This window comes from Marinobacterium maritimum (assembly GCF_039523155.1).
Classification (GTDB): domain Bacteria; phylum Pseudomonadota; class Gammaproteobacteria; order Pseudomonadales; family Balneatricaceae; genus Marinobacterium; species Marinobacterium maritimum.
The window spans coordinates 96,349-120,196 of record NZ_BAAAET010000002.1 but is presented as its reverse complement, the minus strand read 5'-3'; the positions used below and the strand labels follow the sequence as shown (position 1 = coordinate 120,196).

General features: G+C 55.3%; 21 protein-coding genes and 1 tRNA gene. 4 read left to right on the top strand and 18 right to left on the bottom strand.

Annotated features, from left to right (window positions below):
- Positions 1-4: 4 nt before the first annotated feature.
- The 13 genes from flgL to ABD013_RS06870 all read right to left on the bottom strand — a co-directional run bounded on the left by flgL (position 5) and on the right by ABD013_RS06870 (position 13,580).
- Positions 5-1,270, bottom strand: coding sequence for a flagellar hook-associated protein FlgL (flgL, locus tag ABD013_RS06930; RefSeq protein ID WP_343804263.1), 1,266 nt, complete (start codon positions 1,268-1,270; stop codon positions 5-7).
- 2 nt (positions 1,271-1,272) lie between these two features.
- Entirely contained in the window at positions 1,273-3,297 is a 2,025-nt protein-coding gene (gene flgK, locus ABD013_RS06925; RefSeq protein ID WP_343804261.1) for a flagellar hook-associated protein FlgK, read from the bottom strand.
- A gap of 64 nt (positions 3,298-3,361) precedes the next feature.
- The gene (gene flgJ, locus ABD013_RS06920; RefSeq protein WP_343804259.1) at positions 3,362-4,420 is read right to left on the bottom strand and encodes a flagellar assembly peptidoglycan hydrolase FlgJ; all 1,059 of its coding nucleotides are present in this window, start codon (positions 4,418-4,420) and stop codon (positions 3,362-3,364) included.
- The gene (locus ABD013_RS06915; RefSeq protein WP_425543395.1) at positions 4,420-5,520 is read right to left on the bottom strand and encodes a flagellar basal body P-ring protein FlgI; all 1,101 of its coding nucleotides are present in this window, start codon (positions 5,518-5,520) and stop codon (positions 4,420-4,422) included. Before ABD013_RS06915 ends, flgJ begins: the two co-directional genes overlap by 1 nt.
- A 10-nt stretch (positions 5,521-5,530) precedes the next feature.
- Complete coding sequence (gene flgH / locus ABD013_RS06910; RefSeq protein WP_343804256.1) at positions 5,531-6,196, bottom strand: flagellar basal body L-ring protein FlgH; 666 nt, start codon at positions 6,194-6,196, stop codon at positions 5,531-5,533.
- Between the two features lie 36 nt (positions 6,197-6,232).
- Positions 6,233-7,018 carry a flagellar basal-body rod protein FlgG gene (gene flgG, locus ABD013_RS06905; RefSeq protein ID WP_343804254.1) on the bottom strand — a complete coding sequence of 262 codons (786 nt, stop codon included), beginning with the start codon at positions 7,016-7,018 and terminating at the stop codon, positions 6,233-6,235.
- A 22-nt stretch (positions 7,019-7,040) separates the two neighbouring features.
- The gene (gene flgF / locus ABD013_RS06900; protein WP_343804252.1) at positions 7,041-7,784 is read right to left on the bottom strand and encodes a flagellar basal-body rod protein FlgF; all 744 of its coding nucleotides are present in this window, start codon (positions 7,782-7,784) and stop codon (positions 7,041-7,043) included.
- A 117-nt stretch (positions 7,785-7,901) separates the two neighbouring features.
- Complete coding sequence (locus tag ABD013_RS06895) at positions 7,902-10,016, bottom strand: flagellar hook-basal body complex protein (protein WP_343804250.1); 2,115 nt, start codon at positions 10,014-10,016, stop codon at positions 7,902-7,904.
- A gap of 15 nt (positions 10,017-10,031) precedes the next feature.
- Positions 10,032-10,715: a flagellar hook capping FlgD N-terminal domain-containing protein gene (locus tag ABD013_RS06890; protein ID WP_343804248.1), complete on the bottom strand. Its 684-nt coding sequence runs from the start codon at positions 10,713-10,715 to the stop codon at positions 10,032-10,034.
- A 21-nt stretch (positions 10,716-10,736) separates the two neighbouring features.
- A complete protein-coding gene (gene flgC / locus ABD013_RS06885; protein WP_343804246.1) occupies positions 10,737-11,171 on the bottom strand; it encodes a flagellar basal body rod protein FlgC in 435 nt (144 codons plus the stop codon).
- Positions 11,172-11,173: 2 nt separating this feature from the next.
- On the bottom strand, positions 11,174-11,572 hold the full coding sequence (flgB, locus tag ABD013_RS06880; RefSeq protein ID WP_343804243.1) for a flagellar basal body rod protein FlgB: 399 nt from the start codon (positions 11,570-11,572) through the stop codon (positions 11,174-11,176).
- 215 nt (positions 11,573-11,787) lie between these two features.
- Complete coding sequence (locus ABD013_RS06875) at positions 11,788-12,627, bottom strand: CheR family methyltransferase (RefSeq protein WP_343804240.1); 840 nt, start codon at positions 12,625-12,627, stop codon at positions 11,788-11,790.
- A gap of 14 nt (positions 12,628-12,641) precedes the next feature.
- Positions 12,642-13,580 (bottom strand): chemotaxis protein, encoded by a 939-nt coding sequence (locus tag ABD013_RS06870; protein WP_343804238.1) that lies wholly within the window; start codon positions 13,578-13,580, stop codon positions 12,642-12,644.
- A 28-nt stretch (positions 13,581-13,608) separates the two neighbouring features.
- Here ABD013_RS06870 and flgA point away from each other — a divergent pair, with 28 nt between their 5' ends.
- The 4 genes from flgA (at position 13,609) to ABD013_RS06850 (ending at position 15,420) form a co-directional block, all read left to right on the top strand.
- Positions 13,609-14,349: a flagellar basal body P-ring formation chaperone FlgA gene (gene flgA / locus ABD013_RS06865; RefSeq protein WP_343804236.1), complete on the top strand. Its 741-nt coding sequence runs from the start codon at positions 13,609-13,611 to the stop codon at positions 14,347-14,349.
- A 129-nt stretch (positions 14,350-14,478) separates the two neighbouring features.
- Positions 14,479-14,793 carry a flagellar biosynthesis anti-sigma factor FlgM gene (flgM, locus tag ABD013_RS06860; protein ID WP_343804233.1) on the top strand — a complete coding sequence of 105 codons (315 nt, stop codon included), beginning with the start codon at positions 14,479-14,481 and terminating at the stop codon, positions 14,791-14,793.
- Positions 14,794-14,801: 8 nt separating this feature from the next.
- A complete protein-coding gene (locus tag ABD013_RS06855) occupies positions 14,802-15,299 on the top strand; it encodes a flagella synthesis protein FlgN (RefSeq protein WP_343804230.1) in 498 nt (165 codons plus the stop codon).
- 44 nt (positions 15,300-15,343) lie between these two features.
- Positions 15,344-15,420, top strand: a tRNA-Arg gene (locus tag ABD013_RS06850).
- Between the two features lie 861 nt (positions 15,421-16,281).
- On the opposite strand, the gene ABD013_RS06845 is transcribed toward ABD013_RS06850, so the two are convergent.
- From ABD013_RS06845 to ABD013_RS06825, 5 genes are all read right to left on the bottom strand, one after another.
- The gene (locus ABD013_RS06845; protein WP_343804227.1) at positions 16,282-17,463 is read right to left on the bottom strand and encodes an acetyl-CoA C-acyltransferase; all 1,182 of its coding nucleotides are present in this window, start codon (positions 17,461-17,463) and stop codon (positions 16,282-16,284) included.
- A 101-nt stretch (positions 17,464-17,564) separates the two neighbouring features.
- On the bottom strand, positions 17,565-18,482 hold the full coding sequence (locus ABD013_RS06840; RefSeq protein ID WP_343804224.1) for an SDR family NAD(P)-dependent oxidoreductase: 918 nt from the start codon (positions 18,480-18,482) through the stop codon (positions 17,565-17,567).
- A 115-nt stretch (positions 18,483-18,597) separates the two neighbouring features.
- Positions 18,598-20,235, bottom strand: coding sequence for a fatty acid--CoA ligase (locus ABD013_RS06835; RefSeq protein WP_343804221.1), 1,638 nt, complete (start codon positions 20,233-20,235; stop codon positions 18,598-18,600).
- 38 nt (positions 20,236-20,273) lie between these two features.
- Entirely contained in the window at positions 20,274-22,703 is a 2,430-nt protein-coding gene (locus ABD013_RS06830) for an efflux RND transporter permease subunit (RefSeq protein ID WP_343804218.1), read from the bottom strand.
- Positions 22,703-23,833 (bottom strand): WD40/YVTN/BNR-like repeat-containing protein, encoded by a 1,131-nt coding sequence (locus ABD013_RS06825; RefSeq protein WP_343804215.1) that lies wholly within the window; start codon positions 23,831-23,833, stop codon positions 22,703-22,705. The genes ABD013_RS06830 and ABD013_RS06825 overlap by 1 nt, the downstream gene beginning before the upstream one ends.
- Between the last annotated feature and the right edge of the window lie 15 nt (positions 23,834-23,848).

The following is a 23,848-nucleotide window of genomic DNA, read 5'->3' as shown; positions in this document are numbered from 1 at the left end:
ATCATTAGCGAATGTAATTGAACAGGCTCAGGTCCTGAATCTTGCCAAAGCTGGCGTATGCCGCTTCCAGCGCAAGCTTGCGCTTAGCCAGTTCGGTGGATGCCGAGGCGTAATCCAGATCCTGTACCGCCGAAAGGGTCCCTTCCGTCATCAATTTGAAATCGGTATTGGCCAGTTCGGCATCTTCCAGCTTGTTCAGGCGAGAGCCGATGGCCGAGATGGACTCTGATAGACGCTCCTGAGACTCGTCCAACTGGTCCAGCGTCATCGCAAAACGCTCATCCAGCTGAGCCTTGAGTTCTTCACTGCCCATGGTCGGGTTCCGCATCATCTCGATGGTATCCATCATTTCGTTGAGAATATTGCTCTGCGGCTGCTCATAACTGAGCTTGAGCGCCTCCCCGTCCCCCGGATAGCTGGCACCAATAGGCAGATCCAGTTCGAAGGTCACGCCCTCCAGCTCGACTGTCGATACCGCCGTGCCGTCATAGGCAATATCCTGCAGCGGGTTGCCATTGACGTCATTGATCACGTTGCCCGCACTGTCTCTCAGCGTAAAGCTGTAGGTGGTGGGTGTCGGCTGCTGCACCTCGATACTCATGTCACCGGTCGTGCGCATCAGCTGAGCAAAGGCATCCTTATCCCCTATCTCAAGACTGTCAGCATCAAAGGCTCCCCGAGCCGCGCCGGTGGCTCTCAACCCGGGCTCGCCATTGATCGACTCAAACAGAGACTGACCGGCATCCGTCGATTCCACATAGAGTGCGCTGGCTATCTGAATTGACCGTGTCGTTGCATCACCCTGATAGGTATAACGCCCGTCCTCCTCAACATAGGTCTGGGCATTGCCACGGGATCCCGAGAACAGATACTCACCTTTGGCATCCTGGGTATTCATCAAACCGGCAGCGTATTCAACTAGCTCTTCCAATTCGGTCGCAATGATCTCGCGATCGGCCTGCCCCTGAGTCCCGTTCGCCGCCTGAAGGATCAGCTCTCTCATTCGGTCCGAAGCGATATTCAGGTTATCCAGTGTTGTTTCTTCGAGCTCCAGACGGCGCCGGGAGGCATCGATATTGCTTTGAAACATGTCCAGCTGGGCCAGTTCACGCTTGAGTGATACCACTCGGTTAGCCCCCACCGGATCCTCGGCCAACGAGGTGAATTTCTTGCCACTGGAGATCTTGTCCTGAATATCAACCAGAGAGCTCTGGTTCTCCAGCATGTTACGGTTCGCATTGGAGAAGATCTGACCTGTTGATATACGCATGATTAACTCCGTACGGCGCTGATGAGGCTGTCGAACATGGTTTGATAGGCCGAGATGATCTGGGCAGCGGCCGAGTATGCCTGCTGGTACTGCACCAGACGCGCCGCTTCCTCATCCAGGTTGACACCGGCCACACTCTGCAGCGCATCTTCGCTGGAGATCTTCACAGCCCTGCTGGCGGTATAGGCGACTTCCGCATTACTCGCCTGGGTACCAACCTTGGCCAGCATCTGGCCGTAGGTATCCTGATAGCTGAAGCCGTTGACGAGGCGCTTGTCCTGCAAATCGGACATGGCCAAGGCATTGCTGTTGTCCGAGTAGCCATCGGTGTTGAATTCGATGGTAAAGCGATCACCCGGCTCCGGCTGGTTTTCCAGTACCACCTCGTAACCATCGGTCTCAAAGGTAATCGGCTCACCTGCCGTATAGGGCAGGTTTTCCATTCCGGTCATTGCCACAGGGTTATCCGGATCACGGTTGTCATACACGGTATAGGTGATCTGCCCGGTGGCGTCCGGAGCATTGAACACGATTTCCAGCGGCAGGATTGCATCCCCGGCACGTAACGGAGAGGTATCCTCGGCATTGGTGATCGTGATGGACGTCACTTCCGCATTACCGCTGTTCGACGTTGCCGGTTCCACTCTCAAGGGCGACGCCAGCGCCAGCATTTTCGGGTTGGTCAGCTCTGCATCCATCAACTGGGCACCGGTACGGGTCGGCTGTATAAGGTAGCTGTCCCCTGTGGCCTTGTTCCCCTTAAGCGTAAACGTCATACCGTCCATGCTGACCTGGAGCGTACCGTTAACCGTGTCCTCGAAATAGACCGGAGTATTCCCGGCCTGCTCGGCAGCCAGCAGGTCCGCGCTGGAGGTCACCACATTCATGTCATCGAGGTTGAACTTCGCGCCATCACTGAGCCGCGTGACCCTGTAGGTATCGATCCCGGTCACATCAAACCGATAGTCACTACCGGTCAGTTCCTCAACGTTGTAAAAGTCGACGCGGGTCGAAACCCCTTTACTTTCGTTGTCGGCATGCGCCGTGACCTGGCCCGTTTTAATCGGCGCAAACAGGTCCTGACCCATCTCGCCATTGAGATCCATCCCCTTGCGGTGCTGCTGGTTCATCGTTTCAGAGAACACGATCGCCAGACGACCGATTTCACTGATGGTCGGCTGCAGAACATTGTCACGATATTGCACCAAACCGCCAATCGCACCACTGCCAAGCTGATTGGTGACCCGTGCTTCCACACCGCTGGCATTGGACATGAAAATATCGATCTGGGTGGGGTCTGCTGCACTGTTGCGCACATCGAGCTTGGCAGCGCTGTTACCGATCACCAGTGGCTGCCCCGTCCCCATCGTCACGTTGTAGGTGACGCCGTCCTGTGAAGTGACATTGGCGGTGACGTATCCAGACAGCTGCTTGACCAGCAGATCGCGCTCATCCTGCAAGCTATTGGAGTTCTGGCCTGCGGCTTCCAATTTCCCGATCTGCACGTTCAACGATGCAATGTTTTCGGTGATCGAGTTGACGCTATCCACCATACTGCGAATCTCGGTGTTAACCAGATCCGACTGACTGCGCAGCTTACTGTCAAAACTGTTGAACGAGTTGGCGAGCGAGTCAGCCTCTGCCAGAAACAGTTCTCGGTTGGCGATAAACAGAGGATCGTCAACCACCTGCTGCAGCGATGCGAAATAGCTGTCCATCGAGGTAGATAGGCTAGTAGCATCCGACACCAACAGGCTATCGAGCTGGGCAATCTTCTGGCTATACGCTTCGTTACTGCTGAAAGTAGAGGTATCGGCCCAAACCTGCCTGACCATAAACATATCGGTCATGCGTTTGATATCGGTGACTTCAACCCCAAGCACAGGCGGCTGCTGGGTGCTCATTTGTACGGTCTGGCGGGTATAACCTTCCGTATTCACGTTGGCGATGTTCTGACCAACGTAGGACAGTGCCGTCTGGTTGGCATTGAGCGCCTGAACACCAATACTAAGGATACTTGAACTCATTTTTACTCTCCCAGACGGCCCTATTGCGCCCGTTTGACTCTATTCCGTTTGTATCGGCTCTAACTCAACTTTCTTGAGCCCTGCGCCCCAAACCGGCCAAGAGTTCACCATTGAAAATCCGCTCGATCTTGCTGGCATACTCAGGGTCGGTGGCGTAGCCGGCGTTATGCAGCTCTCGCACGAACCGGCTCGGGTCTGTGCCGCTTTCCAGCGCCTGCTGATAGCGAGAGTTGCTGCGCAGAAAATCGACGTAATCATTGAAGCTGTCCGCGTAACTGTCATAGGCCCGGAAACGCGCCTGCTCTTTCTCGGGCACGCCGCCGCGGTATTCCAGCGTTTGCACCTGTACCGCCTCGCCCTGCCAACGGCTATCCGCCTTGATATTGAACAGGTTACGGCTGCTCTGACCACTGGCCGCATCTCGGGTCACAAACTTGCCCCAGCCGGTCTCCAGTGCGGCCTGCGCCAGCAGCACCGAAGGGTTTACCCCCAGCACCTCGGCGGCCTTTTCCGCCAGTGGCAGCAGCTGCTCGATAAACTGATCCGGAGATTCGAAACGTGCCGGCAGCGCTTCATCGCCCGCGCCTTCATCAGTAGCGCCCTTGGCCGCGACGCCCTCGACGTCCTCGGCGACCCGTTCATCAGTCACGGACGAAGCGTCAGCGACCGGTGCGCTGTAAGGGAGACCTGCCGGCTGGGTCACCGGCCCACTGACCAGTGCCCGGTTCAGCATCTGCTCGGTCAACGAACGATCCTGCAGGTCATCGTCACCATCCGTATCCGCCCGGGGCACCGCATCCAGCTTCTGGCTCAGCTGCTTGACGATAATGTCGGCCAGTCCGATGCTGTCCTTTTTCGACAGGTCCAGCGTCAGCTGCTGGTCGAACATCTCCTGGTAGAACTTGACGTCACTGGAGTTGAACGGGCTGTCGGTGGCGAGCACATCGTTGGCCTGGCGCATGGTCTTGAGCATCATGTTCATGAACAGCTGCTCAAACTCCTGTGCCACACCCTTGAGCGCGGCCCGCTCGTCCGTTTGCGCCTGCCCTTTCAGCTTTTGCAGCTGATTCAGATCGGTAAACAGACTGGGCGAGGACGGGTCGAATCCACTCTTGATCGCCATCAGATCACCACCAGTTCCGCTTTCAGGGCACCAGCCTGCTTGAGTGCTTCGAGAATCGCCATCAGGTCACCCGGTGCGGCACCGACCTGATTGACCGCCTCAACGATATCGCTGAGTGTGGCGCCCGGTGCAAATTCAAACATGCGACCTGAGCCTTCTTCGATTTCGATATCGCTGCGCGGCGAGACGACCGTCTGGCCACCGCCCAATACATTGGGCTGAGACACATCCAGGTTCTCGCTGATCGCTACGGTCAGACCACCATGAGTAATCGCCACCGGCGACACACGTACATTCTGGCCAATGATGATGGTGCCGGTACGCGAGTTAATGATGACCTTGGCCACCTCCTGTCCCGGGTCCACCTCAAGGTTTTCCAGTACGGACAGGAAAGAGACCCGCTGTGACGGGTCGCGCGGTGCACGCACACGGATGGACGCGGCATCCAGCGCCATCGCCATCTCCGGCCCCAGCAGACTGTTGATCTGCTCGGCGACGCGACGTGCAGTGGTGAAGTCCGGCTGGTTCAGGTTAAACATCAGACTGTCACCCTGGGCGAAGGCGTTGGGCACGGTGCGCTCGACGGTGGCACCGTTGGGGATGCGGCCCACGCTGGGCACGTTGAGCGACAAACGCGAGCCGTCATTGCCTTCGACACCAAAGCCGGACACCACCAGATTGCCCTGAGCGATGGCGTAGACATTGCCGTCAGCGCCTTTCAGCGGCGCCATCAGCAGACTGCCGCCACGCAGGCTCTTGGCATCGCCAATGGTGGATACGGTGATATCGATGGTCTGGCCCGGCTTGGAAAAAGGCGGCAGTTCGGCATGGATGGCGACCGCCGCGATGTTCTTGGATTTGGGGTCAACATTGGCCGGGATTGCGACGCCAAAGTTGTTGAGCATGTTGCGAAAGGTCTGCGAGGTAAAGCTGGTCTTGTCACCGGTACCGTCAAGACCGACCACCAAACCATAGCCGACCAACTGGTTGGCACGCACACCCGCCACGCTGGCAATATCCTTGATCCGCTCCGCCTGTGCCGGCAGTGTTGCCAGTATGGCGACCAGCGACAGAAGCATCAATTGCAGCAGTTTAGCCATCGGTGTTACCTCAGAAAGGCCACAGGGGGCTGATAAAGAAGCGTGTCAGCCATCCCATCACATTGGAGTCATGAGTCGCCCCGGTGCCACTGTAGGTGATACGGGCATCGGCCAGGCGCGTGGATTCAACGGTATTGTCCGGCCCTACATCCTGCTTGCGCACCAGGCCACTGATGCGGATGTACTCGTCGCCCTGATTCAGCGTCAGCCATTTTTCACCGCGTACCAACAGGGTGCCGTTGGGCAAAACCTGATGCACGGTGACGGTAATGTTGCCGTTGAGGCTGTTACTCATGTCGGAGCTGCCTTCGCCATCAAAGGCCGAGTTGGAACTCATTGAAGCACTCAGCGGATTACCAAACACGCTCAGGTCACGTCCCAACACATTGGGCGCACCGATCGACATATCGTTGCTCTTGTCCACGGTGGTAGACGCTGTCTTGGACGACTGGGTACGTTCGGTCAATACCACGGTGATGATGTCACCAACCCGATGAGCACGGCCATCGCTGTACAGATCCATGCTGGTCGCGGCGTGATAGATAGACCCGGTTACCGGCTGGGGATGCTGCATCTGCGCAGGCTGAATCGGCGCATAATAGGGATTATCCGGCTTGGGCGCCTTGTTGACGCAGCCGGTAAGAATCACCGCTGCCGCCACTACCAGAGTCCGCATACCCGCTCTCATCGTTATCATCCCCTGCTCAACTCATTACAGCTGCTGGCTGACGTAGCCCAGCATCTCGTCCGCGGTCGAGATGACCTTGGAGTTCATCTCGTAGGCCCGCTGGGTGGTGATCATGTCCACCAGTTCTTCCACGGCATTAACATTGGAACCTTCCAGCATGCCCTGCTTCAGGATGCCGCGCCCCTCTTCACCGGCGACACCGACAATGGGTGCACCACTGGCAGCGGTTTCAATGAACAGGTTCTGACCGATCGCCTGCAACCCCTGAGGATTGACGAAATCCGCCAGTTCCAGCTGGCCCAGTTCCTGTGGGTTAGGGTCACCTGCGACCGTAACAGTAACCGTGCCATCATTACCCACCGAGAAGTTGGTCACTTCACCCGGCAGGGTAATGGCGGGTTCGATCAGATAGCCTTCAGACGTCACCAGCCTGCTTTCACCGTCCAGGTGCAGCTCTCCATTGCGGGTGTAAGCAATATCCCCATTGGGCTGCTGCACCTGCAGGAAACCACGACCGTTGATGGCAACATCAAATGTCTGATTGGTAATCTGCATATCCCCGGTATGGAACTGCTTCTGAGTGCCAACGGTGCGCACACCACTGCCCAGCTGAAGCCCGGAGGGCAGCTGTGAGTCTTCCCCGGTTGCCGCACCGGGCTGACGGCGAATCTGGTAGAGCAGATCTTCAAACTCCAGCCGGTCTTTCTTGAAGCCGACCGTACTGACGTTGGCCAGGTTGTTGGAAATAACCTTGAGCTGGGTATCCTGAGCGCTCAGGCCGGTTTTGGCGACGTGCAAGGCACCGTGCATCGTTAAGACTCCTTAAGCGTTATCAGCTCATCTGCAAAATTTTGGCGGCCGCGGATGAGTTTTCCTCGGCGGTTTTCATCATCTTGACCTGCATCTCGAACTGGCGGGACAGGCTGATCATCGCGGTCAGGTCAGACACCGCGTTGACATTGCTCGCTTCCAGATAACCGGAGCGAACCTGCACATCCAGCGCCTGCGGCAGGGGCACATCGTTATCGGTGTGCATGAAACCATCCCGCCCCTTGAACAGCTCACCCTCCTGCGGACGAACCAGCTTGAGCTGATCTACCAGCGCGACCTCGGCGGCATTCTCGCCCAACGGGCGGATGGTGATGGTGCCATCGTTGGCGATGAAAATATTCTCCGCCGGCGGGATGACGATCGGAATACCGCCATTGCCCAGCACCGGCAAACCACTGCCAGTCACCAGTTGATTGGCGGCATTGATCTGCAGCCCGCCATTGCGGGTATACACCTCGCTACCGTCCGGACCTCGCACGGCAAGCCAGCCGTCACCTTCGACGGCAATATCCAGATCACGACCGGTCTGCATCAGCGTGCCGCTTTCCAGATTGGTCCCGGGGCGCTCGCTCATGGAGTACACGCGAGACTCAAAACCATCGCCCAGCACCCGCATGGCGCGGGCCTGCTCAAGATCGCTCTTGAAGGCGGTCGTGGTGGCATTGGCCAGGTTATTGGCATGCACCTGTTGCGCCAGCATGTTTTCGCGTGCGCCGGTCATGGCGACATAGAGAACCTTGTCCATCAACTGCTCCGGTAAAGGCTTGCCGTTTCAGATTATCTGCAGTGATTTAAGCAAGGGTTGTGCCACAAACGAAAAAGCCGGGCATAAAGCCCGGCCTGGAAGATGAAAACCGCCTGATCAGATCTGCAGGATCGCCTGTGTCACGGTATTCAGCGTTTCCAGCGTCTTGGAGTTCGCCTGGAAGTTGCGCTGACCTTCAATCAGTTTCACCAGTTCGGCCGACAGATCCACATTGGACTGTTCGAGCGCCGCAGAGCGCAGGGTACCGTTCAAACCGGTACCCGGCGGGTTCACAATCGCGTTACCAGACGACAGGGTCGCAATCCACTCGGTATTGCCATTGGGCTGCAGACCATCCTGGTTCTCAAATGTGGCAACCGCCACCAGGCCCAGGTTAGCGCGCTGACCATTACTGTAGCTGGCAACCATTTCACCGGTCTCAGCAAAGCTGACACCGATCAGGTCACCTTTGGTATAGCCGTCCTGAGACTGACTTTTAACGATAGATTCAGAGGCGAACTGGCTGGAACCGGAAATATCCAACTGAACGCCCGCCAACTGGTCGACATCAGAGTCCAACACACTGTCATCCGGGTTAGCCGGATCTGCGCCCAGAATCGTAATTCGTGGTGCCAGCCCGCTGGAGCTTACATCCTCTCCATTGACCTTCTCCAGAATACCGGTGGTAGAGTTGAAGTTGATCATGATAGGACCAACCTCACTGCTGGACGTGCTGTTAGAACCCGGATCCGGCATCTTACCGAGATCCAACTGCTCGGTATCGTTGAGGAAGGCATAGGTCCGGTAGGCCCCGACGAACGAGTTGTCGCCCTGACTGGTTTCCCACGCATACTGAGTTGTCGTGGTCACATTCGAGTTCGCCACGAAGAGGGCGTTACCAGACCCCGCATCCAGACCGGAATTGATGGAGACCCCGATGAATGACTGATCACCCGTTTCCGACTTCCAGGTAATTTCGATGCGCGGCTCACCATCATCGGTGATGAATTCCACACTTTCGATATCCGGGTTAAGGTCCTTGATGTCCTGCTCTGCGCCATCGATCAGCTCGCCGAATCCCGACAGGCTGGTTTCGACGGGAACGACGATTTCCTTACCACCTACGTTGATGACCGTCTCTTGAGTCAGGCCGGTGGTCGGATCGAACACGGCCGCACCGGTGTTCAGGTAGATCGACTGAACCTCGCTGGCACTGCGCTCGGAGTCCTGAGTCGCCAGCTGATTGGTCAGATCAACACCACCCGCTGTGACGACCGGGTCACCATACTGGGAATATTCCGCATGGAGTTCAAAGACCAAGCGGCCATTCGTATTGTCATAGAACACCGAGTCCGGATCGATACGCGAATCCCCACTGTTAGCATCCGCCAGCGCCGCCTTGGCATCAGCAGTCAACGGAATATATGCATTACCGTTAATATCAACCTCTACCGACGCCAGATCAAACTCCAGGTCAGAGCCAGCACCGAAGGTCAACCCGGCCAACTCCATCTCCTGAGCGCCGGACGGATAGGTGAAGGCCGGCGTCACGCTGTCATAGGCCGCACCTGCCATATCGAAGGCATAGACTTCGCGGACCGGCCGTTGCTCGGCAAAGTACATGCGAATACTGTGTTCGTTACCCAGGCTGTCAAATGTCCCGACGGTAGTGGAGTAGGTGTAGGAACCCGGATCCGTCTTGCTGAATACCCGGCTCAGATCCGAGGCATCCTTGTTGTCGTTAATGTTGAACGACAGGCCGATGCGCTCGGTAGCCTTGGGCGGGCTTTCCTTATCGGTCACCCCCAGGTTCTGAATCGGCAACTGGTTGCCCAACGCATCCAGCCCGTAACCCTGCAGGTATTTGCCGTTCTTGCTGACGATGTTGCCTTCCTTGTCCAGCTCGAAGGCGCCAGCACGGGTATAAGTGATATTACCCTGACCGTCATCCAGCATGAAAAAGCCCGAACCGTTGATCGCCAGATCCAGGTTGCTGTTGGTGAATTCGATCGTACCACCACTGAAATCCTGGGCGATATCGGTTACGGTCACACCCGACCCCGGGGTGTTGGAAGAACCGGCACCCACCACTGCAGTAGCATAGATATCACCGAACTCGGTGCGCGAAGCCTTGAAACCCACGGTGCTGGAGTTAGCAATGTTGTTACCGGCCACATCCAGAAGGGTTGTCGATGCTTTCAGACCGGTGACGGCCGTATTAAAACCTGCCATTGGTTTTTACCTCACTTAACCGAGCTGTTTCACTTCACTCATATTGATGGAACCGATATTGGTATTCACCTTCATCCCAATACCGTTCTGACCGAGCGTGACACTGTTAATATTGAACCCCATGTAGGTCGCCACTTCCTCGTAGCTGCCATCAACACTGCTGGCAGCTTCCGCCACAATCCGATAGTTGCCGGCAGGCAGGCCCTCACTGGCCTGCCAGACAAAGTTGTGATCTCCGGGCGGCATAGCCCCCATGCTGACTCTGTCCACCCGGTTGCCCGCTCCGTCATAAATGGAGATGCGAATATCGCTGGCACTGGCAGTGGTTGAAACCAGACCGTCCACCGTACCGCCATCCTGAGCCAGCTGGGCGATATTGGTGTTCACGAATGCTCGCTGCCCAACCATGGAGGACGCCTGCAGCGCCGCCTGACTACTGATCAGGGTGCTGCTCATGGTTTCCATGGTGCTGGCCAAATTCTGAATACTCTCCACGTTGCTAAGCGTGGACATCTGCTGCATGAAGTCGGAGGTATCCGCTGGACTGGTCGGATCCTGGTTCTGCAACTGAGCAATCAACAGCTTCATGAACATTTCCCGGTCCTGCGACATGCCGTCTGTCTGCGTGGACTGGCTTTTGTTCAGCTGATTGATCTGTTCATAAACGTTGCTACTGCCGACGCCGTTTACATTACTCATGGCGCTATCCTCTCAACGGCCTTATTGCCCCAGCGTTAACGTACGCTGCAGCATCTGTTTGGCCGTATTCATAATATCGGCGTTGATCTGGAAGGAGCGGGACGCTGAAATCATGTCAGCCATCTCCTCCACCACATTGACGTTGGGGTACCAGACGTAACCATTTTCGTCCGCCATTGGATGGTTGGGCTCGTAAGCCATGCGCAATGGCGCGTCACTTTCGACCACTTCATCCACCTGGACACCCTGCCCCGGGATCAGCGAACGGTATTCCTCCGGCAGCTGCTCGGGCTCGATCGACTTGACCGAAAATACCGGCTTGCGGGCACGGTAAGTCTCGCCTTCGCTGGAGCTGACGCTCTCGGCGTTGGCCAGATTGCTGGCAGTGGTATTCAGACGCACGGTCTGTGCAGTCATGGCCGAACCGGCAATATTGAATACGTTACTCAATGACATGCTTATTCACCCTTGATCGCAGTGGTCAGCCCCTTGAACTTGCTGTTCAGGAACTGGAACGATGCCTGATAGCGGATGGCGTTATCACTGTAGCGCGCCATCTCTTCCTGCAATTCGACCGTATTACCATCCACGGACGGCTGGTGCGGCGTACGGAACAGCAAGTCTGCCGCCATATCCGGCTCCAGAAACTCGTTCTGATGAGCATGTTCCGTCTGCGTTACCGGCAACTCGTATTCACCCGCCTGACCTGCCAGCACGGCGGCAAAATCCAGATCACGGGCCTTGTAGTTGGGGGTATCGGCATTGGCGATGTTATTGGCCAGCACTTCGGCACGACGGGCACGTAACGCCAGTGCATCATCGTGAACGCCCAACGCGGTATCAAAATTGATCGCCATCTACCTCTCCCGAAAACCAGAATATGCTTGCGCACGTGCTTTGCCATAGAGAATGCAAGTCACATGCCAGTTTCAGAGAATCGGAGCTATAGCCGGTGTTACCTGGGGTTCAGGGGAACGGTGGAACGGAGGCTGAGAAGAAAGCGGCAAGGCCATACCGGCAAAAGCGGCAAGGCCAAACCATGTCTTGCCGCTCGGATCAGTATCAGACGTGGTCAGATGGCCTGGTAGATGATGCCGGGCCGGCAGTGGATCATCTTGTAGAGGTCGGACAGACCGGAGAGGGACTCCGAAGCCCCCAGCAGCAGGTAGCCACCGGGACGCAGCTGACGATGCATCTTGCGCAGAATCTCCAGCTTCACATCGGAAGAGAAATAGATCAGCACGTTGCGACAGAAGATCAGGTCAAACTGACCCAGGGCACTGTAAGGCCCCAGCAGGTTCAGACTCTGAAAGCGTACCCGACTCTTGATCTTGCCATTGATGGTCCAGCTGCCGCTGGGCAGGGACTCAAAATACTTGTGCAGACGCTCCTGCGACAGCCCGCGCCCCAGCGCCAGCATTTCGTATTCGCCACGACGCGCCTGATCCAGCACGGTGGAGGAGATATCGGTCGCCAGAATCTCTTCGCCGGACGAAAAGGCGCCCGGGCTGGACTGCTTGAATTCGTCGATCACCATGCTGATCGAGTAAGGCTCCTGGCCGGTCGAGCAGGCTGCCGACCAGATGCGCAGTTTCTGGAAACGATTGCCGTCCTTAAGCTCAGGCAGTAACCGTTCCTTCAGAATTTCGTAGGGGTGAACATCACGGAACCAGAGCGTTTCGTTGGTGGTCATGGCATCGATCACCTGCTCCTTGAGCAGACCACCACCCGGGCGGTTGAGGCGTGTCACCAGATCCCTCAGGTTCTTGCACTCCTGCTGCTGCATGATCTTGCCGAGCCGGCTCTGCACCAGATACTGCTTGTGCTCCGCCAGCAGAATCCCGCAGTTTTTTTCCAGAAAACTGCTGAACTCCCGGAACTCCTCCGGCGTAATACTGAACCCGCTAGTCACTCAGTCCTGCTCCCTTATCCCTGCTCAATCTGGCGAATGCGATTGACCACGACACCGGCCAGTTCATTGGGGTTGAACTTGGCCAGGAAACCATCGGCCCCAACCTTTTTCACCATGGACACGTTGAAACCGCCACTGAGCGAAGTGTGCAGCACCACATGCAGGCCGGACATGCGCTGATCCTCGCGGATCATCGAGGTCAGGGTATAGCCGTCCATTTCCGGCATCTCGATATCGGAGATCACCATCAGGAACAGTTCTTCGACATCGATATCCTTGTCCAGCAACTCCTTCAGCAGATCCAGTGCCTGACGGCCGTTGTTGGCCACCGACACCTTGACACCGAGATCCTCCAGGCTGCGCTGCATCTGCTTGCGTGCCACGGCGGAGTCATCGACGATCAGGACATTGTGCTCGCGGGCCTTTTCGCGCACTTCCGTAGTAGCCACTTCATCGCTAACGTCGGTTGCCATGGGGTATAGATCGGCCAGGATCTGTTCTACATCCAGAATCTCAACCAGCTTGTTCTCGTACTCGAACACCGCCGTCAGGTAATTCTCGTTACCGATCTCTTTCGGCGGCGCCATGATCTGGTCCCACTGGGTATTCAGGATACGATCAACCTTGCGCACCATGAATGCCAGTGTGCGACGGTTATACTCGGCCACAATGAGGAACGTCTTTGGCAGATCCTCCTCCGGAATGGGGCGACGACCGATCGCCTCGGACAGGTCGAGTACCGGGATGGTCTCGCCTCTGATATGGGCCATCCCCTTGATCGCCGATGTCTGGCGCGGCACTTCGGTCAGCTCGGGACACTGCAGTACTTCTCGCACCTTGAACACGTTGATGCCGTATTTCTGACTGGTTTCCAGTCCGAACAGCAGCAGTTCCAAACGGTTCTGCCCTACCATCTGCGTACGCAGGTTTACAGTATCCAGGATCCCTGACATGATCTAACCAACCCCGAGGTCACTAACGATGAGTTCATCCCGGCCTTTTCGCCAGGACGCCCGCGTGAATACACATACTTTAACATCTGTTGCCGCTGTTTTTGCCATAACCGGCGCATTAATGCACCCCTTTTCGGCACGAGCCGACAATACATCGACCCAGATCAGGCAACAGGTAACTGCAGCCATTAAACAACACTTTGGTGACAAAGTGCCAGACAGCCGCACCGAGGTGCAGCTGAACCCGATCAACCGGCAACTGGACTTCCCCCCCTGCGGCCACCCATTGAGCGTGGACCTGCCCTTTCACAGCGGATCCCGCATCACAGCCAAAGTGGGCTGCAACCAGCCTCGCTGGAGCCTGTTCGTGACCGGTCAGGCCCAGGTATTCAAGCCCGTCGTCATGGCTGCCAACCCGATCATCAAGGGTAGTCGCATTCGTGCCAGCATGCTGCAGCTGCGCGAGCAGGATATCTCATCACTAAGGGGAGACTATTTCCAGCGCCAGCAGGATGTCAGCGGACACCTGGCCCGCATCAGCATCAGCGCCGACACCGTCATCACTCCGCGTATGCTGACCCAGGCCAACGCCATCAGCCGTGGCGACGCGGTCACCATCGAAGCCCGGCGTGGCGGTGTGCTGATCAGGACGGAAGGTACCGCCCAAGAAAACGGCCGTATCGGTGAGACTATCGATGTCACCAACAACCGCTCAGGGATCAAGGTTCGCGCTCGGGTGACTGCTTCGGGCCGGGTGCAGGTTCCCTGACCCCATATTCGCCGCTATCCGTCCTTTCCGTTATACTGTGAGCGTTTATTGATCATTGACAAAAAAGTTTAAAGTTTTTGCCAAGGCGCCCGATACCCTTGCATAGAACTGATTGCGAGGTAATTGAACATGGCTATCGATTTTCCCGGCCTATCTTCCGTGCAAACGGCTGGTAACCGCGGCAAAGTCAACGAGCAGGCAGCCGACCAAGCTCCGCGTGCAGAGGCTTCGGCCGTACAGAGCACACCGTCAGGGCAGAGCGATACCGTCCGTATCAGCGATACTGCCCAGGCACTCCAGCGCTCGGAAAATGCTCAGGGCAGCTCCGATATCGACACCGACCGAGTCGCCCAGATAAAGGCCGCCATCGAGGATGGCAGCTATAAAATCGACAATGAACGCATTGCCGAACGTATGCTGCAATTTGACAAGCTGCTGGACTGAACCGCTGAATGACTGCCAACCTGCCCCCGGACATCACGAACCGTTTCGATACTCTGATCCATCAGAGTATCGAACTGTTGTTAAACCTGCAGGGGCTTCTGGATAGCGAACTTCAGGCCTTGCAGAAACGTGACCTCGAACGTCTGCAGCAAAGCAATCGCGACAAGCACGAGTGCCTGCTGGCGATCGATCACAACATCCGTGAACGTAACGCCCTGCTCGACCAGCTGGGCATCAGTCACGACCGCGTTGCGGTACTTGATCTCATTGCCCGCTTGCCGGCTCCAGACAACACCCGCCTGAACGATGGCTGGCAGCAACTGGAAGCCGCCCTTGAAAAAATCAGGCTTCTCAACCAGCGTAATGAACAGGTCCTGCTGCGCAATAAGCAAAATACTGATCAGCTGCTTGCAATCCTGCAGGGACACGCCCGGGGCAACAGTATTTACAACCAGAAAGGCGACAAGGGTCGTTACGAAGGCCAGCGCAGTCTCGGCAAAGCCTAGTCAAAACATCGTCTTGACGTTAGAATTCTTCCCGCTTTCACAGTGCCTCAGTAGCTCAGTTGTATAGAGCAGCCCCCTCCTAAGGGGCAGGTCGCAGGTTAGAGTCCTGCCTGGGGCGCCATTTCTTTCAATGACTTATGGCCTTTCCAGGACGATTCAGTCCAGCAAAAACAGCCAAAAACGCAAAGTGCACCAAGGTGCGCACCAAGGTTTTACCTTTGCTTGGCTTTGCAATATTTTCAACCAACTCCCAGTGAGCACTACCAGAAGTAGCTCCACCTGATAGAAAAAATGTTCCAACCTTCTTATGCGGAGAATAAAAGTATAGGGCTATCATAACCTTTGCCACTGTCGAGAGCTGCTGGCCGTTGCACTTTGATTGTGAGTGTGGACAAACCAAAATGCCATAATCTCTGCCACACTCAACCAAGCATGGCACAATGAGTGTGTTGTGACGGTATTCACACCTAATCATCCCAACAGATGATCATCGTTTCCCTCTCTGTAACTTCAGCTGTTTCAGCAAAGCATAGAAACCACTCCTGTGTTCCCCAGAGCTCGACACAACTGACGGCACCATACTTGGTCGCGCTGAGATTTTATGAACGTGTGACTTTTCGTTGACCCGCTTGCAAAGTAAAGCGGCTTTGTTCACAAACAAAGTACTTCGGGAACCGGCTTCCGCTATTTCTTTTTCCGCTTGATCTTTACCTGCTCATCTTCTTTGCTCCGGTACTCTGCTGAGCTGGGCCGTACTACTTGATCCAGGCCTAAAGGCTTTGGGTAGTGAGACCAAGTCGTATTGCCACATCAGCGACTCTGAAACCGCGATCAGTGACCTGGTTGACCGCTTCGACTGTGAACTTTTCGGGAGGCGATTGCTGCTCATTTGCACCTCTCTTGAAAACACTTTCCATGACTGGGAGGTGTGAAGAAACTACTGGGGATTCAGAAAGGCCTGCATCGCAGGCCCCCGGTATCATCACAGCACTTCAAATAGGCCTGCAGCCCCTTGACCACCACCAATGCACATGGTGATGATCACGTATTTCACACCGCGGCGCTTGCCTTCAATTAGTGCGTGCATCACCATCCGCGCACCGCTCATACCGTATGGATGACCAATGGAAATCGCACCACCGTTAACATTCAAGCGATCCGCTGGGATCCCCAACTTATCGGCACAATAAACCACCTGTACAGCAAAGGCTTCGTTCAGTTCCCACAGGCCGATATCGTCCATGCTCAATCCGTGGCGCTCAAGCAACTTTGGAATAGCGAAGATCGGTCCGATACCCATTTCATTGGGCTCACAACCGGCTACGACCATGCCACGATAGGCGCCCAGTGGCTCAAGGTTACGCTGCTCTGCCAGCTTGCGATCCATCATCACCACGGCTGCGGCACCGTCCGACAGCTGCGAGGCGTTGCCGCCAGTGACACAGCCACCATCGCGCACCGCGTCTAGCCCGGCTAAGCTTTCCAGTGTGGTCTGGGGCCGATTTCCCTCGTCCCGTGTCAGCGTCACTTCCTGATCGGTCATCTCTCCGGTGTCCCGGTTCTTCACTTTCATCACCGCTGTCACCGGGATGATTTCATCATCAAAACGACCGGCCTCTTGCGCGGCGGCAGTACGCTGTTGAGATAACACCGCATAGGCATCTTGAGTCTCGCGGGAGATGCCATAACGCTTAGCAACCACTTCAGCTGTATCCAGCATCGGCATATGAATCGCCGGGGCATGCCCCAATACCTTGGGGTCAGCCATGCGGTGCAGGTTCAGGCGCTCATTTTGCACCAGGCTTATGGACTCACAGCCACCAGCAATCAATACAGGCATGCCATCGACCACAATCTGCTTTGCACCGGTGGCTATTGCCATCAAGCCTGAGGCGCACTGCCGGTCCATGGTCATACCGGCCACCGATACCGGCAAGCCGGAAGCTAAAGCAACCTGACGTCCCAGGTTCATACTCTGGGTGCCTTGCTGCAAAGCCGCACCAAAGACACAATCTTCAATCTCTGCTGGATCAATCCCAGCACGTTCCACGGCGGCCTGAACGGCATGGGAAGCCAACGACGGGGCTTCAAGGTTATTAAAGGCCCCACGGTACGCTTTACCGATCGGGGTACGTGCAACTGAAACAATGACCGCTTCTCTCATGGTCTTTCCACCTAATAATGTGCAGCACCAGCCACAGCTGATGCCGTCTATCTATACATTTAATGTTGAGTCTGCCGGTGCAAAACAACGTTCGTTCTGACTTACTTTTGTGCAGACAGGTGTGCTGCCGCTTTCGTCAGGAACTTCTCTGTCTGCAAAACAGCTGAGTCGAGCGGCTCTTGCTGCGTTGTGTCGTTAATTTGGTCGAAATGAGCCCACACCTGTTCTGGTGTTTGCTGATCCACTGGCAGGTATATACCGTCAGTTTCAAATATCCGGGTGCTGGCATAACCTCCGGCTCCCGCGCAAAGAATCATGCGGTTAGGCGCATCATCGTGACACAGTGTCAGTGCTCCGGCGGTGACCGCTTCAGGCGTTAACATTTTTTGCACGTGCTCGGGCATCAGGTCTTCAGTCATTCGCGTACTGGCCGTTGGCGCCAACGCGTTGACACGAATATCGTTCTTGATACCTTCAAGCACCAAGGTGTTCATCAGTCCAAGCACAGCCATTTTGGCGGAACCGTAGTTCGTTTGGCCGAAGTTGCCATACATGCCGCTGGAAGACGTGGTCATCACAATACGACCGTAGTTTTGCGCACGCATAATCTCCCAAACCGCTTTAGTGCAATTAAACGTACCCATCAAATGAACATCGACCACCTGCTGAAAGTCTTCCACACTCATCTTGGCAAATGACTTATCACGCAGTATCCCGGCATTGTTGATGAGGATGTCCACGCGCCCCCACTTCTCCAGCGCCTGTTCAACCATCTCTTCAACTTCATCAAACTTGGCTACGTTGGCGCCATGAGCAAAAGCCTCACCACCGCGCTCTTCAATCAGCCGCACGACCTCACGGGCAGCCTCAGAAGACTGCCCCATGCCATCGCGTGCGCCCCCAAGATCATTAACAACTACCTTGGCACCGCGCTCTGCCAGCGCCAGCGCGTGAGAGCGTCCCAGACCATTCCCGGCACCAGTCACAATTGCGACCTTACCCTCAAAACTAATACCCATTGTTCTTTCCTCTTTTTATATTTGTTCACGACCAGAACCCCAGCCAATACGCCGTGACCGTGTTGGCGTGTCTGGCTGCAGAAAACAGGGCTTTCACCCGTGGTAACGAAACTGATCAGTTGATGGATGAGCGTATGCGCTTCTTATCGATCTTTCCGACACTGGTTTTAGGGATGTCTGTCACAAGGTCGATCGACTCAGGAATAGCCCATTTATTGATTTGTCCGGTTTCTACAAATTGGCTGAGATGTTGTTTTATCGTCTCCGCAACAAGCTCACCCGACTTCGCGACCACACAGGCATGTGGGCGCTCACCCCAACGCTCGTCGGGCACACCTACAACCGCCACATTGTCCACCAGCGGATGACTGCTGATCAGGCTTTCCAACTCCAGGGAGGAGATCCATTCACCTCCGGTCTTGATCACGTCTTTGATCCGGTCACGGATTTCGACAAAACCATCTGGATGAATACAGGCCACATCGCCCGTATGCATCCATCCACCGCGCCACAGCTCATCGCCTTTTTCGGGTTCATAGAGGTAGCCCTGCGTCAACCAAGGGGTGCGTACCACAATTTCACCGGTCGCCACACCATCATGAGGTAACGGTTCACCTGTCGGTGACCAGATCTGCATATCGACGAGGCTAACCAGCCTTCCAGCCTTGGTCCGATACGCGGTCTGCTCCTCTGCTGAGAGCGCAGCGATGTTTCTGTCAATCTGGGTCAGCGCCAGTACAGGGCACGTTTCCGACATGCCATAACCGGAGTAGATCTGAATCCCCAACTCGCTGGCACGACTCGCCAAACCGGCAGTGAGCGCACTTCCTCCAACCTGCAGCTTCCAGTTGGAAAAGTCAGTGTGCTTCGCTTCGTCTGACGCCAACAGCATCTGGAAAATGGTCGGCACACAGTGACTGAACGTCACGCCCTCTTCGCGAATTAAGCGAACCAGATGATCGGGAACATATCGCCCCGGATACACCTGCTTCACACCCAGCATGGTTGCGGCATAAGGCATGCCCCACGCATGCACATGGAACATGGGTGTGATCGGCATGTAGACACCATCACGACTGAGCAACGGCTCGCTGTCAGTGCTGCCAAGCGTACCTATCAACACAAGGGTGTGTAACACCAGTTGGCGGTGAGTGAAATACACGCCTTTCGGATTGCCCGTCGTACCGGTGGTATAGAACATGGTAGCGACGGAGTTTTCGTCAAAATCAGGGAAGTCGAATGCGGTATCCGATGCAGCCAGTAACCGTTCGTACTCACCGAGAAACGGTAGCGCACCTGAAGGAGCCGCACCGTCATCGCTCAGCAGCACATAATTTTTGACCGTCTCAAGCTCCCCTTGAATAGTTTCAACGACAGGTAAAAAGTCTTCATGAACCAGCAGCACATCATCCTGGGCATGATTCACGGTATAGGTAATCTGTTCCGGCGAAAGACGGATGTTCACCGTATGCAGCACCGCACCGATCATAGGAATGGCGAAAAAGCACTCCAGGTAACGATGGCTGTCCCAATCCATCACAGCGACCGTGTCTCCGGCTTTGATGCCCATCGCCGTCAAGGCATTCGCCAAACGGCAGACACGTTCGTTAAATTCACGGTAGCTAAAACGCAGATCACCTCGATAAACGATCTCGTTGTTGTTTTCGTTGCGCTGCGCCGAGTCCAGTAACCGCTTAACCAGGAGTGGATAGGCATAAGCATTTTCACTGGGTGGTAAAATTTTTGTCGGCATGTCTCAAAGCCTCATTTTGAATATTTATTGTTAACCAATCACACTGCTTTCGTGGTACCGCCACCGGGGTGATCAAATGACTGTGGAACCGTTTTTCCGCGCTTCGATGGCAGAAGGAAACACGTTAATGCGGGCAGAAAAACCAGTGCTCCGATCATGTTCCAGACGAACATAAAGGTAAGCAGGATGCCCATGTCAGCTTGGAATTTGATCGGCGAAAACACCCAGGTCGCTACGCCAATGCCCAAGGTAATCCCGGTGAATGCCACCGCCTTGCCCGTTGTTTTCAGCGTAAAGAAGTACGCTTCTTTGAGGCTCCTACCCGACGCCAGGTAGCTTTCCAGTTTGCTGTAGATATAGATGCCGTAATCAACCCCGATACCGACCCCCAAGGCGATCACCGGCAGGGTGGCAACCTTGACGCCGATACCCAGTTGCGCCATCAAGGCCTGACACAGAATGGACGTGACGGCCAATGGCAGCAGAATACAAGCAACGGTGCGGATAGAACGGAACGTGATCAGGCAAAGCAATCCCACTACGGCGTAAACCCAGATCAACATCTTGTACTGCGCCTTTTCGATCACGATGTTGGTCGCCGCTTCGATACCCGCGTTCCCCGCAGCCAGCAAGAAGGTGAATTCATCGTTATCAAATTCCACCTTGAAGCGTTCAACGACCTTCACAACCGAGTCGAGCGTTTCCGCCTTGTGGTCATTCAAATAGACCACGATCGGGACCAGGTCACAGGAAGCGTTAAACGTGCTGGCATCCTTAAATCGTGCGCGAAACGACACCTGATCCAGCAACTGCTGGTTGCGATTCAACGCCATCCAGCGCAGGTTGCCCTCATTGGTGCCAGCAATAATGGCTTTGGTGGCATCCGCCAGCGATCGGCTGGATTGCACTCCGGGCAGGTGTTGCAATCGCCACTGCAACTGATCGGCAACATCCTGGAGGCGGTACTTGGCACAGGATTCACTACCCTCGGACTTCACCATCACTACGAAGATATCGGTGCTCGTCGAGTAGTTTTGGTTGATAAAGGTGTTATCCCGGTTGTAGCGTGAATCCGGACGCAACTCCGGGGCACCGGCGTCTAAATCGCCAATCTTGAGATTGTTGCTTCCGATTAAGCCACCTGTAGCCAAACCGATCAGCAGCAGTACCAGCGGTAACGCATAGCGACGCTCGGTGAACTGGCTCAGTCGGGTCCATAACGGGTGCTTAGAGCGCTCCTCTTCATGTTCCAGCTTGCTCAACGCCCGACGACTGACACCCGCATAAGACATCAAAACAGGAAGCAGCACCAAGTTGGTCAGAATAATAACCGCCACCCCCATGCTGGCGGCGATCGCCAGATCCTGAATAACCGCGATCTCAATCACCATCAGGGTGGCAAAGCCGACACCGTCGCTGACTAGCGCGATAATGCCGGGGACGTAGAGGCTGTTGAATGCGCGTCGAGCCGCAAGCTCCGAGTTGCTCCCCTGCATCGCTTGATGGGCGATGGCATTGATCACCTGTACCCCATGACTCACGCCGATAGCGAACACCAGAAACGGCACCAGCATCGAGTAGGGGTCCAGCGGATATCCCAGTAGCCTCAGCAGCCCCAGCTGCCAAACCACCGCAATAACCGAGCAAAGTAGCGAGATGACAGTACTGCGCAAACAACGGGAATACGCAAACAGCAACACAAAGGTAATCGCCAGTGCGATAGCAAAGAAGGTAATAACCAACGTCGCCCCATCAATCAAATCACCCACCACTTTCGCAAAGCCGGTGATATGTATTTTGATGTTATCGCTCTCGTATTTATCCCGGATCAGCGTCTCAAAGTTTTGGGACAGCGTGTGGTAATCGAGAGGCTCTCCTGTTTGCGGGTCAGTTTCCAAAAGCGGTACGTAGACCACCGTGGAGCGGAAATTATTGGCCACCAGGGAACCGATAGTCCCCGACTTGGCGACATTAGCCCGAACCTCCTCAAGTGACGCTGGAGTACCATCGTAGGTGTCCGATACCACCGGTCCGGCGGCAAAACCCTCTTCGGTCACTTCGAGCCAGCGTACTGCCGGCGACCACAGCGACAGCAAGGCGGAACGATCGACGCCTGGTATGTAAAAGGTTTCATCATGGATTTTCTGCAGCGTTGCCATGAATTCCCGGGTGTAGATATCACCCTCGGTGGTTTCTACCGCGATCCTTACCGCGTTACCCATACCGGTCATCTCATCCTTATACTCCAGATAGTTGGAAATATAAGGGTGTGAGGTCGGGATCATTTTTTCGAAGCTAGCATCCAGTCTGATCTGACTGGCCTGGTAGCTCAGGAACACTGTTAGGGTTGCAAATATGAACACCAACATCGCGCGATTACCAAACAGCAGCTTTTCGATAAAAGCTTCTGACCCGGAAACGGCGTCGTGTAAGCGGTCGTGTTTCTTGCGATTAAGCGCCTGAGTCATCAGTTCACTCCTTGCGCGTTTTGCTGTGATGGGTGAATACGGGCACCGCCAATCCCAACGGTTACGATACCCTCAGCTCCCATATCAACAGCGTCTGTAATGGGTAGCCGACTGGTTGTGTTTTGGCTGGATACGACGTTGCCGAGCTTGTCGACTACGATCATGCTGCCGCCGTAGCCAATCAGCAGAACCTGGCCATTTTTCAGCAGCGTGCCACCGAGAATGGTTTTGTCAGTATTGGTAGCAACTGGCTGCCAGCTGTCACCACGGTCTAACGAAAAGAAGGCATGGCCTCGCAGACCATATACCACTAACAGTCCCTGTTCGTTTCCGCTAATACCGAAGAACGAGCCCTCATAGGGGCTTGCGAGCAACGTCCAGCTTTTACCGTCATCGTCCGAACGAAAGATGCCTCCCGCTTCTGCAACGATAAATAGCTGCCCGCCAATGCGACGAATAGCGTTAAGGTGAAAGCCATCAGGGTTTTGCAGGCGTTCGACCACTGGCTGCCAGCTGTTACCGCCATCCAGGGTTTGCAGAAACATACCGAAAGCACCGACGATGTAACCTTCGCTTTCATTCTTAAACCAGATACCTAAAAATGGTCGGCTGGCGCCTTCACTCATGAAGGCTTCGGCGTCATGCAAACGGTACTCGGCATTTTCGAATTCCAATTCACGCTTCGAACGTTCCTCATCACTGGCGTTTTCCAATGCCCGTTTAGCGTTGGCATACAGTTTTCTGGCATGATCCAGCAGCAATTGATTGGCTTGATAACCATCGAGCAGTTTGCGCCAGTTATAACCGCCATCGTCTGTAGTGATGACCACACCATCGTGACCAATGGCCCAGCCTTTATTGTCATTGGCGAAAAAACTGGCTGTTAGGGTGACCCGTACCGGAACCTGGGACTGAGACCAATTCTGGCCGTGATCATTTGACATAAGAATGTGACCGCGCTCACCTACGGCAACCAGTCGATCTCCAACCGAACGCACATCCAGCAACAGGGTGCTCGGTGCCAACTCAGACATCACAGCTGGGGCTTCCAATGCATCGCTCTGGGCATGAGCTTGGGAATAACCACACTGGCCGATGAACAGTACTGCGGCAATAAACCAATGTTGCATCGGACGAAGCACCGG